The sequence below is a fragment of the Rhizobium sp. AN5 genome (assembly GCF_900215255.1).
GTDB classification, from domain to species: Bacteria; Pseudomonadota; Alphaproteobacteria; order Rhizobiales; family Rhizobiaceae; genus Agrobacterium; species Agrobacterium tumefaciens.
On record NZ_OCMJ01000004.1, the window covers coordinates 2,409,794 to 2,425,033 of the forward strand.

General features: G+C 58.2%; 14 protein-coding genes. 4 read left to right on the top strand and 10 right to left on the bottom strand.

Annotation, left to right across the window (positions count from 1 at the left end):
- Positions 1-34 precede the first annotated feature (34 nt).
- Positions 35-511, top strand: coding sequence for a chemotaxis protein CheW (locus CRP02_RS24455; RefSeq protein WP_003504949.1), 477 nt, complete (start codon positions 35-37; stop codon positions 509-511).
- Between the two features lie 368 nt (positions 512-879).
- Complete coding sequence (locus CRP02_RS24460) at positions 880-2,652, top strand: methyl-accepting chemotaxis protein (RefSeq protein ID WP_097100921.1); 1,773 nt, start codon at positions 880-882, stop codon at positions 2,650-2,652.
- 43 nt (positions 2,653-2,695) lie between these two features.
- Here the strand turns inward: CRP02_RS24460 and fdhD are convergent, their stop codons facing one another.
- The 8 genes from fdhD to CRP02_RS24500 form a co-directional block, all read right to left on the bottom strand.
- Positions 2,696-3,511: a formate dehydrogenase accessory sulfurtransferase FdhD gene (gene fdhD / locus CRP02_RS24465; protein WP_097172535.1), complete on the bottom strand. Its 816-nt coding sequence runs from the start codon at positions 3,509-3,511 to the stop codon at positions 2,696-2,698.
- Between the two features lie 276 nt (positions 3,512-3,787).
- Entirely contained in the window at positions 3,788-4,198 is a 411-nt protein-coding gene (locus CRP02_RS24470) for a F0F1 ATP synthase subunit epsilon (protein ID WP_003516751.1), read from the bottom strand.
- A gap of 129 nt (positions 4,199-4,327) precedes the next feature.
- Positions 4,328-5,782, bottom strand: a complete 1,455-nt coding sequence (atpD, locus tag CRP02_RS24475; RefSeq protein WP_003516750.1) for a F0F1 ATP synthase subunit beta — start codon at positions 5,780-5,782, stop codon at positions 4,328-4,330.
- Positions 5,783-5,805: 23 nt separating this feature from the next.
- Positions 5,806-6,684 carry a F0F1 ATP synthase subunit gamma gene (locus tag CRP02_RS24480; RefSeq protein WP_003516748.1) on the bottom strand — a complete coding sequence of 293 codons (879 nt, stop codon included), beginning with the start codon at positions 6,682-6,684 and terminating at the stop codon, positions 5,806-5,808.
- A 30-nt stretch (positions 6,685-6,714) separates the two neighbouring features.
- Complete coding sequence (atpA, locus tag CRP02_RS24485; RefSeq protein WP_097100923.1) at positions 6,715-8,244, bottom strand: F0F1 ATP synthase subunit alpha; 1,530 nt, start codon at positions 8,242-8,244, stop codon at positions 6,715-6,717.
- Positions 8,244-8,810 carry a F0F1 ATP synthase subunit delta gene (locus tag CRP02_RS24490; RefSeq protein WP_026330904.1) on the bottom strand — a complete coding sequence of 189 codons (567 nt, stop codon included), beginning with the start codon at positions 8,808-8,810 and terminating at the stop codon, positions 8,244-8,246. Before CRP02_RS24490 ends, atpA begins: the two co-directional genes overlap by 1 nt.
- A 261-nt stretch (positions 8,811-9,071) precedes the next feature.
- The gene (locus CRP02_RS24495) at positions 9,072-9,458 is read right to left on the bottom strand and encodes a phage infection protein (protein ID WP_097172536.1); all 387 of its coding nucleotides are present in this window, start codon (positions 9,456-9,458) and stop codon (positions 9,072-9,074) included.
- Between the two features lie 77 nt (positions 9,459-9,535).
- Positions 9,536-11,752 carry a primosomal protein N' gene (locus tag CRP02_RS24500; protein WP_097172916.1) on the bottom strand — a complete coding sequence of 739 codons (2,217 nt, stop codon included), beginning with the start codon at positions 11,750-11,752 and terminating at the stop codon, positions 9,536-9,538.
- Between the two features lie 144 nt (positions 11,753-11,896).
- Here CRP02_RS24500 and CRP02_RS24505 point away from each other — a divergent pair, with 144 nt between their 5' ends.
- Together CRP02_RS24505 and CRP02_RS24510 are read left to right on the top strand one after the other, a co-directional pair.
- Entirely contained in the window at positions 11,897-12,844 is a 948-nt protein-coding gene (locus CRP02_RS24505) for a tyrosine recombinase XerC (RefSeq protein ID WP_097172537.1), read from the top strand.
- An 80-nt stretch (positions 12,845-12,924) separates the two neighbouring features.
- Positions 12,925-14,019: a TraB/GumN family protein gene (locus tag CRP02_RS24510; RefSeq protein ID WP_013636881.1), complete on the top strand. Its 1,095-nt coding sequence runs from the start codon at positions 12,925-12,927 to the stop codon at positions 14,017-14,019.
- Here the strand turns inward: CRP02_RS24510 and CRP02_RS24515 are convergent.
- Positions 14,003-14,491, bottom strand: coding sequence for a DUF2867 domain-containing protein (locus CRP02_RS24515; RefSeq protein WP_097172917.1), 489 nt, complete (start codon positions 14,489-14,491; stop codon positions 14,003-14,005). The genes CRP02_RS24510 and CRP02_RS24515 overlap by 17 nt on opposite strands.
- A 167-nt stretch (positions 14,492-14,658) precedes the next feature.
- A complete protein-coding gene (locus tag CRP02_RS24520) occupies positions 14,659-15,159 on the bottom strand; it encodes a cytochrome b (protein ID WP_013636883.1) in 501 nt (166 codons plus the stop codon).
- Positions 15,160-15,240 lie beyond the last annotated feature (81 nt).

Here is a 15,240-nt window from a genome sequence, read left to right on the forward strand (position 1 = left end):
CTGGCCTCCACAGCGAGCATTGGGAAGAATTCTGATGGCAATGATAAACTCTACCAACTTTGGCGGCGAGACGCTCGAAATCATCGCATTCCGCCTGCATGATCAGGAATTCTGCGTGAAGACGACGACTATCCGCGAAATTCGCGGCTGGGCGCCTTCAACGCCCATTCCCCACGCGCCGAAAGACGTCATCGGCGTCATGAACCTGCGCGGTTCGGTAATTCCGATCATCGATCTCGCACACAAACTCGGAATGAAAAGCACCGTCGCAAATGAAAGAAGCGCCATCGTGGTGGCCGAAGTGCACAACATGGTCATCGGCATGCTCGTCGACCGCGTTTCGGACATTCTGACGATCCCGGCAAATCAGGTCCAGCCGGTTCCGGAAATCTCGGCCTCTTTCGACAAGTCCTATTCCGAAGGCATCATTGCCAACGAACATGGCATGATCTGCTTCCTGAACCTTGCAAAGATGTTCAAGGGAACCGAAGCGGAAGATCTCGCCGCCTGATCGTTGCAATTCCTTTGCATGACGGCCGGTTCGCGTTCTGAGGCACCCTAAGAACAAAGGCTCAAATACGAGACTATTGACCATTGAACCAAACCGCCGGAGCACCTGCCCGGCGGTTTTTGTTTTCATGACCGTCTCTTTTATTAAATAAGAACATTTTAATATTATAGATATCTAATATTAAAAGCCGACGAACAGTACCGCGCCTACATCACATCACGCGGGGTCCGATACCTGAGGCTGACAAGTCGCAAGTGCCTGCATTGCTGCCTTTGGCGGCAGAACCTGTTCGTTGTTCAACATGATACGGCGCCGACCACACCTCCTGTGCGGCAGCGCGCGCCGAGGCCGCTATTTGGGGGACGTTAATGCTGGGGTTAGGGAAAAGCGCAGACAATCGAAATATGCTCGATGCGATATCCAGATCGCAGGCGGTCATAGAATTCGATCTTAAAGGCAATATTCTTACGGCAAACAGCAATTTCTGCGTGACGCTGGGCTATGATCTCACAGAGATCGTCGGCAAGCATCATCGTATCTTCTGCGACCGGGAATTTGTCGCATCGCACGCATACCAGGAATTCTGGGAATCTCTTGCGCGCGGCGAATTTCAGGGCAAGGAATATCGCCGTATCCGCAAGGATGGATCGACCATATGGATCGAGGCCTCCTACAACCCCGTCTTCCGGTCGGGCAAACCTTATAAGGTCATCAAGATAGCGACCGACATCACAGCCAAGAAGATCAAGGCCGTAGAAGATGCTGGCAAACTCGAGGCGCTTTCACGCTCCCAGGCCACCATCGAATTTTTGCCGGATGGCACGATCATTACCGCCAATCCGAATTTCTGCGCCACTGTCAACTACGACCTCAAGGAAATCGAAGGCCGGCACCACCGTATGTTCTGCGATCCGGCCTATGCCGCATCGCCAGCCTATGCCAATTTCTGGCCGCGGCTGGCATCCGGAGAATTCATCTCGGACGAATTTGTTCGTTATGGAAAGAACGGCAAGGAGATATGGATCCAGGCCGCTTACAACCCGGTACTGGATGAGACAGGCAAGGTGGTGAAGGTTGTGAAATTCGCAACCGACGTGACGCCGCGCATGAGCGCCATCACCCTTCTCGCCGATGCCTTGCAGGCACTGGCCGAGGGTGATCTGGTGCAGCGCCTCGATAGCAGCTTCGTGCCCAGCATGGAGAAATTGCGCCAGGACTTCAACGACGTGGTCGGCAAACTTCAGTCCACCATGCAGACGATCGCTCACAATGCCTCGACAATCGCATCCGGCTCGGGTGAAATCCGCATAGCCGCCGATCAACTCTCGCAGCGAACCGAACAGCAGGCGGCCTCGCTGGAAGAAACCGCAGCGGCGCTGGAGCAAATCACCACCACCGTGACCGATGCCAGCCAGCGCGCCGGCGAGGCCGGGAAACTGGTGTTGCGCACCAGAGAACATGCCGAACATTCCGGTGAAGTCGTTCAGCAGGCAATTTCCGCCATGGACGCGATTTCGCGCTCCTCCGGTGAAATCACCAACATCATCGGCGTCATTGACGACATCGCATTCCAGACCAATCTTCTGGCGCTGAATGCGGGCGTGGAAGCTGCCCGTGCCGGCGAAGCGGGCAAGGGTTTCGCGGTGGTCGCCCAAGAGGTGCGGGAACTCGCGCAACGATCCGCCGTTGCTGCCAAGGAAATCAAGTCCCTCATTAACACCTCCCGCGAACAGGTTGCCAATGGCGTCGATCTGGTTGGCAGAACAGGCGGCGCGCTGCGGGATATTCAATCGCAAATGGGCGAAATCGATGCCAACGTCTCGGCCATCGTCGAAGCCTCGCGCGAACAGGCCAACGGTCTGAGAGAAATCAACCAGGCCGTCAACGTCATGGATCAGGCGACCCAGAAAAACGCCGCCATGGTGGAAGAAACCACTGCCGCCAGCCACGGCCTCGCCAATGAAGCGGACAACCTGCACGAATTGCTACGGCAGTTCAGAATATCGCGCGAAGGACAGATATCATCCGCCCAGCCGATCGATAAAAGACCCGCTGCAATAACGAGGCTGACAGCACCACAGCCGCGATACGCAACGGTGAGGTCTCACGGAAATGCTGCGCCCGAATGGGCGGAGTTTTAGTATGCTTCGAAGCCCGGATGCCAATGCCGGCCGGCAGCCGGCATTATAAAATAACGCGGTCCGCACGGGTGAAGATTTCGAAGTCTTCACCCCGCACCAGCGCAACAAGCGTGATGCCCGCACTCTCGGCGGTTTCGATGGCAAGCGCGGTAGGAGCCGAAATTGCTGCCATAACCGGACTACCAAGGATCGCTGTCTTCTGAACCATCTCCACCGACAGGCGACTGGTGACAGCAACAATGCCTGTCTTGGCGGAAATACCGGCATTCACAACAGCACCGGCCAACTTGTCGAGCGCATTGTGGCGACCGACATCTTCTCGCACCGCAAGCAAACCATCTTGAGGACTATAAAAACCCGCACCGTGAACGGCTCTCGTTTCGCGGTTGAGGCTTTGTGCGTCGCTCAGTGCTTTCACCGCGGCAACGATATCATCACCGTGGATCGACATTCTCACGCCGCTCAGATCGGGGACGACGCGAACCGCCTGTTCTATGGATTCGATCCCGCACAGACCGCAACCGACCGGACCTGCCATATGCCGCCGTCTCGCCCGCAGGGCATCGGCCTCGGCATCCATCAAATCCACCTGAACATCATAGCCCTGCCCGGCTTCAATGACCTCTATCGCCCGAATTTCGGTGCGTGACGATATGATGCCCTCTGTCAGGCTGAAGCCGACGGCAAAATCGATAAGATCAGCTGGGCTGGCCATCATCACGGCATGGGTGCTGCCACCGTAAGAAAAGGCAACCGGCACCTCCTCCGGCACGGCGCGCTCACCCGTGCTGAGGGCGCCCTGCCGCAGCGCGGATCTTGCGACCCTTCGATAACTTGCTTCTATCGACACGGCGATCATCCCTCCATGACAAGAAACATGCCTTCTCGCCTTCTCCCGACCGGCAACAACGATGTTCCTTTTCACCCTCATGTCTAGCCTATCGCCCTGAAAATCGGAATCGATTTCCGCAAACGTAATGAGCGGACCGAGACGCTTTTACTGGAACGAGAACTCAGCTTTTTCTGCGTGCTTAAGAAAACAGGCAGTGGCCAAAAACAAAAAAGCGACCGAAACGGCCGCTTTCTGTTTTGGGTATTGTGTGGACAGTCATTCTTTCGAACCCGCCCGGTGCTTTCAAGCGGCGACGAGAACCTCATGCAGGTTCGTCAGTTCGTAGAGATGCTTTTCAAGCTTGGTCAGATGCTCGTGGTGATGATTGCCTTCCTGGATTTCGGCCTTGGCCAAATCGATGCGCTTCTGCAGCGTGTCAGGGGACATATCGTCAGCCGAAACAGCGGATTCGGCGAGAAGCGTGCAACCTGTCGGAAGAATATCGGCAAAACCACCGAAAACGACGTATTTATGGGTTTCGCCAGAGGCGAATTTCACCGTCACCAAGCCCGGCTTGATCGTCGTCATGGTGGGCGCGTGATTGGCCAGAACCGTCATCTCACCCAGCGTAGCCGGAATGACGACTTCCGTAACCGTTTCGGAAACGAGCAGACGTTCCGGGGAAACGAGATCGAATTTGAAACTGTCAGCCATGGCTATTCACTTCTTTTTAATTACGCGGGCGTCACGGACTTGTTTATTAAAACGCCGGCAAAGCCGTTCCGGTTTCACCGTCATCGTGGGCAAGGCGCGTGGTCGAACCACGCGCCCGCCAATTCATAATCAGGCAGCTTCAGCAGTCAGCTTCTTTGCCTTTTCGATGGCTTCTTCCATCGAACCGACCATGTAGAAAGCTGCTTCCGGCAGGCTGTCGTATTCGCCGTTGACCAGGCCCTTGAAGCCCTTGATCGTATCTTCGAGCGCGACGAGCTTGCCCGGAGAACCGGTGAAGACTTCAGCAACGAAGAACGGCTGCGACAGGAAGCGCTCGATCTTACGGGCGCGGGCGACCGTCAGCTTGTCTTCTTCCGACAGTTCGTCCATGCCGAGGATGGCGATGATGTCCTGAAGGGACTTGTAGCGCTGCAGGGTCGACTGAACCTTACGGGCAACCTCGTAGTGTTCTTCACCGACGATCATCGGGTCGAGCATACGCGAGGTGGAGTCGAGCGGGTCAACAGCCGGGTAAATACCCTTTTCTGCGATCGAACGCGACAGAACCGTCGTTGCGTCAAGGTGCGCGAACGAAGTGGCCGGCGCAGGGTCGGTCAAGTCGTCGGCGGGAACGTAAATCGCCTGAACCGAGGTGATCGAACCCTTGTTCGTGGTGGTGATGCGTTCCTGCATCTGACCCATGTCGGTTGCGAGCGTTGGCTGATAGCCCACAGCCGAAGGAATACGGCCGAGAAGAGCCGACACTTCCGAACCAGCCTGCGTGAAGCGGAAGATGTTGTCCACGAAGAACAGAACGTCCTGGCCTTCGTCGCGGAAGTTTTCAGCGATCGTCAGACCGGTCAGAGCGACGCGAGCGCGGGCGCCCGGCGGTTCGTTCATCTGGCCGTAAACGAGAGCTGCCTTGGAACCTTCACCGCCGCCAAGCTTGTTGACGTTCGACTCGATCATTTCGTGATAAAGGTCGTTACCTTCGCGGGTACGCTCACCCACGCCGGCGAATACCGAGTAACCACCGTGCGCCTTGGCAACGTTGTTGATCAGTTCCATGATGAGAACCGTCTTGCCAACGCCAGCGCCGCCGAACAGGCCGATCTTGCCGCCCTTGGCGTAAGGAGCCAGAAGGTCAACGACCTTGATGCCGGTAACGAGGATCTGGCCTTCCGTCGACTGCTCGACGTAAGACGGCGCGTCCTGGTGGATGGCGCGCTTCTTGGCCGTTACGATCGGACCGGCTTCGTCAACCGGCTCGCCGATGACGTTCATGATGCGGCCGAGCGTTTCCAGACCGACCGGAACCTCGATCGGAGCGCCCGTATCAGCGACGACCTGACCACGGACGAGACCTTCGGTCGAGTCCATGGCGATCGTGCGTACGACGTTTTCGCCGAGATGCTGAGCGACTTCGAGAACGAGGCGGTTGCCGTTGTTATCGGTTTCGAGCGCGTTGAGGATCGGAGGCAGTTCGCCTTCGAACGCCACGTCGACAACAGCGCCGATAACCTGGGTAACCTTGCCCGCGCCGTTCACCGCTGCGGTTTTCTTGGGGGTAGCTGCCTTAGCCATTATCCTTACCCTCTTTCCTTACCTCAGAGCGCTTCCGCGCCCGAAATGATTTCAATGAGTTCCTTGGTGATCTGAGCCTGACGCTGACGGTTGTAGGAAAGCGTCAGCTTGTTGATCATATCACCGGCATTGCGCGTTGCGTTGTCCATCGCGCTCATCTTGGCGCCCATTTCACCGGCAACGTTTTCGAGCAGAGCCCGGAAAACCTGAACCGAAATGTTGCGCGGAATAAGGTCTTCCAGAATAGAAGCCGCATCAGGCTCATATTCGTAGACGGCGCTCTGCGTTGCCTCAACCTCTTCCACAACAGGGACTGCGGCAGGAATAAGCTGCAGACCGGTCGGGATCTGGCTGATGACGGACTTGAATTCCGAGTAGATCAGCGTGCAGACGTCAAATTCACCGGCATTGAACAGGGAGATCACCTTCTTGGCGATCTGGTCGGCGTTTTCGAAACCGACCTTCTTCACTTCGCGCAGTTCGATACGCTCGATGATATTAGCTGCGAATTCGCGACGAAGGCTGTCGTAACCCTTCTTGCCGACCGTGATGATCTTGACCGTTTTGCCTTCGGAAATCAGCTTGCGGGCTTGATCGCGGGCAAAACGGGAAATCTGCGAGTTGAAACCGCCGCAAAGACCACGTTCAGCCGTGCAGACAACGAGCAGATGCACGTTGTCCTTGCCGGTGCCGGTCATCAGCGCCGGAGCGACGTCCGCCTCGACCGCCTTGGCGATGTTGGCAAGAACGGCGCCCATGCGCTGCGAATAAGGCCGGGCGGCCTCCGCAGCTTCCTGGGCGCGCCGAAGCTTCGCCGCGGCGACCATTTTCATCGCCTTGGTAATCTTCTGCGTCGCCTTTACGGAGGCAATGCGGTTTTTCAGATCCTTTAGTGAAGGCATCCGTTATCCGTCCGAGTAAAAGAGCCCTAATTACGAGAAAGACTTCGCGAAGCTATCAAGAGCGCCCTTGAGCTTGCTCTTGGTATCGTCGCTGATTGCCTTTTCCGTGCGGATGGTGTCGAGGATCGCCTTGCCTTCCGAGCGGAGGTAGGAGAGCAGACCCTGCTCGAACTTGCCGACCTGTGCGACCGGGATCTTGTCGAGATAACCGTTGACACCGGCGAAGATCACCGCGACCTGCTCTTCCGTCTTGAGCGGAGAGAACTGCGGCTGCTTCAGAAGCTCGGTCAGGCGGGCACCGCGGTTAAGCAGGCGCTGCGTGGAAGCGTCAAGGTCCGAGCCGAACTGGGCGAAGGCGGCCATTTCGCGATACTGGGCAAGTTCACCCTTGATCGAACCGGCGACCTGCTTCATCGCCTTGATCTGGGCGGCGGAGCCAACGCGCGAAACCGACAGACCGACGTTAACGGCCGGACGGATACCCTGGTAGAACAGGTCGGTTTCAAGGAAGATCTGGCCGTCGGTGATCGAGATCACGTTGGTCGGAATGAAGGCCGAAACGTCGTTACCCTGGGTTTCGATGACAGGCAGAGCCGTCAGAGAACCGGCACCCATTTCGTCGGAGAGCTTTGCAGCGCGCTCCAGAAGACGGGAGTGAAGGTAGAAAACGTCGCCCGGATAAGCTTCGCGGCCCGGAGGACGGCGCAGCAGAAGCGACATCTGACGGTAAGCAACGGCCTGCTTGGAAAGGTCGTCATAACCGATGAGGGCGTGCTTGCCGTTATCACGGAAGTATTCGCCCATGGCGCAACCGGCAAACGGTGCCAGGTACTGCATCGGAGCCGGGTCGGAAGCCGTGGCAGCAACGATGATCGAATACTGCAGGGCGCCGCGCTCTTCCAGAACCTTTACGAACTGGGCAACGGTCGAACGCTTCTGGCCGATAGCAACGTAGACGCAATAAAGCTTGTCACCTTCCGGACCATTGTCGTGAATGGCCTTCTGGTTCAGGATCGCGTCGAGAATGATCGCGGTCTTGCCGGTCTGGCGGTCGCCGATGACGAGCTCGCGCTGGCCGCGACCAACCGGGATGAGGGCGTCGATAGCCTTGAGGCCGGTCGACATCGGCTCATGGACCGACTTACGCGGAATGATGCCGGGAGCCTTGACGTCCACGCGCGAACGCTTGGCGGCGTTGATCGGGCCTTTACCGTCGATCGGGTTGCCAAGGGCGTCAACGACGCGGCCCAGCAGTTCAGGGCCGACCGGAACGTCAACGATAGCGCCAGTCCGCTTTACGGTGTCGCCTTCCTTGATGGCACGGTCAGAACCGAAGATAACCACACCGACGTTGTCGGCTTCGAGGTTGAGCGCCATGCCGCGAACGCCGCCAGGAAACTCGACCATTTCGCCGGCCTGAACATTGTCGAGACCATAGACGCGGGCGATACCGTCACCGACGGAAAGCACCTGACCGACTTCCGAGACTTCCGCCTCGTTGCCGAAATTTTTGATTTGATCTTTCAGAATTGCGGAAATTTCCGCGGCGCGGATATCCATCAGCCAACCTCTTTCAGTGCAAGCTTAAGGGTGGAAAGTTTGGTGCGAAGAGACGTATCGATCTGGCGAGAACCAACCTTGACGATCAGACCACCGAGGATCGACGGATCAACGGTAACGGAAACCGTCACATCCTTGCCGGTAACGCTCTTCAGCGCCGCCTTCAGTTCAGTTTCTTGCGCTTCGTCGAGCGCATGTGCCGAGGTGACCTCGGCGGTAATTTCGCCGCGATGGGCAGCAGCAATGGAGCGATAGGCGCGGATCATGCCGGGAACGGCAAACAGACGGCGGTTATTCGCAACGACCTTGAGGAAATTGACAGCAAGACCGGCAATACCGGCCTTCTCGCAGATTGCGGTGATTGCCTTGAACTGATCCTCGGCGGAAAACACCGGGCTCGCAACCAGACGCTTCAAATCGTCACTTTCATCGAGAAGTGCGCCGAACCTGTCCAGATCGGCTCCAACTGCCTCGACCGCACCCGCTTCCAAAGCAAGCTCGAAAAGCGACGATGCATACCTTTCGGCTACACCGGATGTTCCATGGGAGGTATCTGCCACGGGCACTTTTTCCCTGCTAATCGTCCAAGAACATCAGCGAGGGGGATCCTCCGCATCAAATTCTTGAAATCGTTTCAATTTCCCCGAAAAAGACCGGAATTCCCCCCTGCCTTTTCCCAATTTCGCGGTCCGTCTAGCATAGGACGCCGGGACTCGCAACACGCGTAATAGCGGAAAGCGCCGTTTGGGCAAGGGGGAATGCGTTTAAATTTTCCGATTCCGCCCAGGATGCGCCGCAGGTGCGGCACAAAAGCCAAAAAGCCCGTCTCAGACCAGTCCGAACACGTAGCTCAACGACAGTGCAGACAACAGAAGGTGTACAACCAGAAGTATGAAATTCCGCACTGTTGCGCCTCCATCCGAGAGAATGGAGAGAATGCCGCCGAACACGCTGAGACCGAAAGCCGCACCGAAGGCGAGATAGACCATGGGCTGCGCCAGAAGCAGGGCGGAAGCACCGAGGCCGAGATAAAAACCGGCAAGTGACGACCGCACAAGCGCGTAACCATCCCGGCGCTCGCCGATCGCCTGCAGACCGAAGGCACGCAGGGTAACGCCTGGTGCAAACATGAAAAAGAGGCCGATCACGACCGACACCACCGCAGCGCCGAAGGCCAGCTGCTCGCCGAATTCGCCGGGAAAATAAAACTCCATCTTGTTCCCCAAATCATTTTTGCCTGCTGCGTTATGACACGGTCATGACAGCGGGAAAACGTCCCCATTGATAAAGTTCAAAGGAAACTTTGCGGATCGATATCGAGCTGCACATGCACGCTGCCCCGTTCCTTCGGGCCATTGGCCAGAAGCGTTCGAAGGAAGGATTGCATGTCGGAATTGCGCCGCCCATGCACCAACAGGCGAAAACGGTGCCGGCCACGGATCAGCGCCAGCGGCGCTTCCGCCGGGCCGAGCAGCATGATGCCCGTAACCTGCGGTGCTGCCGCCCTTAAACCCCGCGCATGGGTTTCTGCCTCCGCACGCGTATCGGCGGAAACGATGATTGAGGCAAGCCGTCCGAAAGGCGGCAGAACGGCTTTTTCCCGCTCCACGATCTCCCTTTCGTAAAAGGCAGATGCATCGCCGGACACGATTGCCTGCATGACAGGGTGTTGCGGCTGGTAGGTTTGCAACAGGCCGTGGCTTTTCAGCCCGGTTCGCCCGGCGCGACCGGTCACCTGCGAGAGCAGCTGGAACGTTCGCTCCGCCGCGCGCGGATCGCCATTGGCAAGCCCGAGATCGGCGTCGACAATACCGACAAGCGTCATAAGGGGGAAGTTGTGCCCCTTGGCAACCAGCTGCGTGCCGATGACGATGTCCGCCTCTCCCTTGACGATCGCCTCCAGCTCCAGACGCAGCCGCTTGACGCCCATCAGGTCGGAGGAGAGCACGATGGTGCGGGCCTCGGGGAAATGTTTCTCCACCTCCTCGGCGATCCGCTCCACCCCCGGGCCGCAGGCCACCAGATGATCGAAGGTACCGCATTCCGGGCAATGGTCCGGCGTCGGCTCGTTGTGACCGCACTGGTGGCATTGCAGTTGATTGCGGAACCGGTGCTCCACCAGCCAGCTCGAACATTGCGGGCACTGGAAACGGTGACCGCAGACCCGGCAGAGCGTTAGCGGCGCGTAACCGCGACGATTGAGAAAAAGCAGGGACTGCTCGCCCTTTTCGATGGTTTTGCCGATGCCACGCAGGAGAACCGGCGAAAGGAACCCTCCCCTTTCCGGCGGATGGCGACGCATATCGACCAGATGCAGATCGGGCATCGCCGCATCGCCGAAGCGCGTATGTAGATGGATGGTGTTATAGCGGCCAGAACTGCCGTTGACCTGGCTTTCCACTGACGGCGTGGCGGAGACCAGCACCACCGGGAATTCCGCGATCCGGGCTCTGACGACCGCCATGTCGCGGGCATTGTAAAAGACGCGGTCTTCCTGCTTGTAGGCCGGGTCATGCTCCTCATCGACGATGATGAGGCCGAGATTATCGAAGGGCAGGAACAGCGCCGAGCGCGCGCCGGCCACCACCTTCACCTCACCCGTCACTGCCTGTCGCCAGACCTTTTCGCGCATGCGCGGCGACAGGTCAGAATGCCATTCCGCCGGCTTAGCGCCGAAGCGGTCGTGAAAGCGATCCAGGAAGGCCGCCGTCAGCGCGATTTCCGGCAACAGGATGAGGACCTGCTTGCCTTGTCTCAGCGTTTCCGCCACCGCCTCGAAATAGACCTCGGTTTTGCCGGAGCCGGTCACACCATCAATCAGTGAAACATGGAAACCACCCTTGCGCACATCCTCGAGAATTTCCGATGCCGCCTGTTTCTGCGGGCCTTCCAGTCTCGGCTCCGCATAGTCAGGATCAGGCTCGGCCACAACAGGCGGCGCGGGCAGAAAAACCGTCTCGAATACGCCCTGCTTGACCAGACCATCGACAACGCTGGTAGAAACACCGGCGGCGTGGGCAAGGCCGCTCTTCGTCCAGCCATGGCCCTCGGCCGCCAGTTCCATCACTCTCTCGCGGGCGGGAGTAAGCCGCTCCGGCCTGCCTTCGGTCAGCCGCAACCCCTCGATCATCGGTTCGGGATCGAAGGCGGCGGGCGCTCGAAGCGCCATGCGCGCCACAAGGCCGGGCGGAGAAAGCGTGTAGGCGGCAACCCAGTCGATGAAGCGCCGCATTTCCGCTTTCAGCGGCGGGCACTCGAAACTCCTGGTGATGGGCCGCAGCTTCTTCGGATCGACGCTCTTCTCTCCCGCATCGTCCCACACCACGCCGAAGACCTGCCGTGGTCCAAGCGGCACCTGAACGATGGAGCCGGTTTCCACCACCATATCGTCAGGCACGGCATAACTGTAGGGTCCCGGCGCCGGCATCGGCACGAGAACGGGCACCGTGCGCGTGAGCGACGGCGGGTCGAACAGAGCCCCAAACAGATCGGACGAATCTTTTGCCATGATGTGGCGAACATGCCCCGGCGGAATGAAAAAGGAAACCGCCCGGATGTAATGGCTGACCCCGGCAAAGTCCACGCCAGATGCAAAGCCCAGGCGCAAGCCTTAACCAAATACTGACCATAAGGGCATAGCGTTGGGAGAGGAATGGAGCGCCCCGTGACCGAAATTCTGACTTTTGCCACACCCGATCTCTTGAACGAGCGCCAGTCCTGGCTTGCCGCGATTGCCGGTGAACGCCGCCTTGCGGACAATACCGTCGAGGCCTATGAGCGCGACACTCGCCAGTTTTTGACATTCCTCACCGGTTACATCGGCAAGTCAGCTTCGATCACCGATATCGCCGATCTGCGCCCGGTCGATCTTCGCGCCTTTCTGGCCAGCCGTCGCAGGGAAGGCGCCGGCGCACGCTCGCTGGGGCGGCATCTGGCTGGCCTGCGCTCCTTTCTGCACTATCTGCAAAAGAAAGGTCTGGTGAATGCGGCCGGCGCCACCGCCATGCGCTCGCCGAAACAGCCGAAATCTCTGCCGAAACCGCTGACGGACCGGCAGGCGCTGAAAATCACCACCACCGAGGCGCAATTGAATGAAGAGCCGTGGATTGCCGCCCGTAACGCTGCGGTTCTCTCGCTTCTTTATGGCTGCGGTCTTCGCATCTCCGAGGCGCTCGGGCTGGCTCCGGCCGATTTCACGCCCGGCGCCCGCAGCCTGCGCATCACCGGCAAAGGCAACAAGACCCGGATGGTGCCCTTGCTGGCGGTGGTAACGGAAGCGGTTGAGGCCTACAAAAAGCTCTGCCCCTATCATCTGGCTGCCGACCAGCCGCTATTCCTCGGCGCGCGCGGCGGCAAGCTGCAACCTGCCATTATCCAGCGCGAGATGCAGAAGTTGCGTGGCGCTTTCGGCCTGCCGGAAAACGCGACACCGCATGCGCTGCGCCACTCCTTCGCCACCCATCTACTGGCCGGCGGCGGCGACCTGCGCACCATTCAGGAACTGCTCGGCCATGCCAGCCTCTCCACCACGCAGATCTACACCGGCGTCGATACCGCAAGATTGCTGGAAATCTACGATAATGCCCACCCGCGCGCATGAAGCAGGAAATGCTTAACCATAGTCATTAATCAGACGTCCAAGCCGCCGTTCTATAAGTGGACTAGAACCGGATGGTACCTATGCAAAGCCTGATAAAGCCACAAAATCTAACCGCCACCCTGATGGGAAAGACCGGCGACACCCTGCTCTGGTTGCTCGCCGCGCTGCACGTCACTGCTGTCGCAATCCTCTTCGCGACGTTGCTATCGTTGGGTGAGGCGCAAGCCGCCGAACAGGAGATAAGCTGCACGGGCAGCGATATTCTCGTGGAGATGCGCAAGAGCGACCCGCAGGGCTTCGCGAAGATCGAACAGGAAGCGGCAGCTATCCCGAACGGCAAGGGCAACTTCTGGCGCATCGAAAAAGCTGGAACGGCACCGTCCTTTCTTCTCGGCACCATGCATGTCACCGATCCACGTGTTCTTGGCATGCCAGCCGCCGCAACACCCGCGTTTGAAAAAGCCGCGACGGTCATCGTGGAATCGGACGAAATCGTCGATGACAAGAAAATTGCGGCATCGCTGCTGACAAGACCCGACCTCACCATGTTTCTGGACGGCAAGTCGATCACAGACATCCTGTCACCCGAAAATGTCGCACGCCTTGAAAAGGGTCTTAAGGAGCGCGGCATTCCGCTGAGTGCCGTTTCGCGCATGAAGCCATGGATGCTGTCGAGTTTCGTCGCCCTTCCCGCCTGCGAATTTGCCCGCAAGGCCACTGGCCTGTCTTTCCTGGATAAGAAGCTCGCTGAAGATGCGGTCGCGGACGGAAAGCATCTTGTCGGGCTGGAGACGATGGTGGAGCAGCTTGCGGCCATGTCTGAGCTGCCAATGGAATTTCATCTGCAGGCGCTGATCGAAACGCTCGAATTGGGCGACCGCATGGACGACATCATGACGACAATGACCGATCTTTATGTAAGCGGTGATATTGGCATGACCATGCCCATGCTGAAGAGCATCGACCCCAAGAAAGCGTCTGAAAATGACCAGGGCTATGCCGCCTTCGAGCAACGCATCATCACCGATCGCAACCACGTCATGGCGGAGCGATCGGCCCCTGAGCTTGCCAAAGGCAATGTCTTCATGGCCGTCGGCGCTTTGCACCTGCCGGGCGAAGAAGGCGTAATTGAACTCCTGCGTGCGCAGGGCTTTACCCTCACACGGGTCGACTGATCCACTCGTCTCCGGTCTTGACGGGGCGGACATTGGCGCAAAACGGCCGCATCGTCGCCGGCACGATGCGACGATGAAACGGCCCGACGACGAAAAGATAGAGACGCCCGAACAGGTTCTTGCGCCGGACGATAGTAGTGACCTTCACGATCTGCCGACCAGGCTCCTGTTCCAGATCGACGACGATACGGAAATCGAGATGGTTGTCGTCAAAGCCGAGCACGGTCCGGTCCGCAGTAGACGACAGCACGGGAAATCCGCCCGCCGAAGTACCCGCCGCCAGTTCGACCGTTCTGAGACCGAAAAGCGATACGAGACGGTTTCGAAGCGCCATAAGGCCGCTAATCCATGCCGGAGGATGATCGAGGAGAAGTCTGCTCACATCGAGTGAACTCGATGCGGCCGTCACCATCTCTCCTTCAAAGCAATCCCGCCAGTCCGCGCCCGGCAATATGTCTTCGCTATCCCGCATCCCAGAACCCATTGCCGCCTTGTGTGGCGAGGCTCATCATCATTTATTTCCAATCATCCGGGAACGTGACAAACCGCCGCTTATGGCAGTTCGAGCGGGTTTCGCTTCAGAAAATACGAAGAGACAGAGAGATAGAGCGTCTTCGCTTTTGGAAAAGCAGGAATGCTTTAGCCGTGCGTCATACGCTTCAGAACATTGGTGCGCCAGTAGAACTGGTGAACCAGAACTGCGGCGACGTGGCCGGCGATCAACACCCACATCAGCCCCTTGAACGGACCGGAATGCAATTCTCCTGCTACTCGCGCGCCGAAATAATAGGCCGCAATGCCCGACAATGGCAGGGCAAAAAACAGCGCGTAAAAGGTGAAATGCGCGACCTTCGCGGCGATTTGAGAAGCGCGCGGTTCATTGGCGGGATGCGGCGGCACCCCCTGGAAAAACCGCAGACAGAGGCGCAGAACCGCAAGGGACAGGACGGCAAAGCCGACATACGCGTGAATATTGGCAGAAGAGATCTGGTCCGGCGTCAGCGTTTCACCCCGGCGCATTAAACGATAGGCATGGGCCATGCCATCTGGAAACAGAAGGTTGAAAAAGATCAGAAGCGCCATCGTCCAGTGAAGGATACGCTGTGGAACGGAGAAGGAAACTTGAGTGGAGGACGCCATTTTATTGCCTTTTATCAAAAGGTTAGACAGGCTATGGCGCAACTATGCTGAACCCCGGCCTGCATTGCAAGCCGGGGTTCG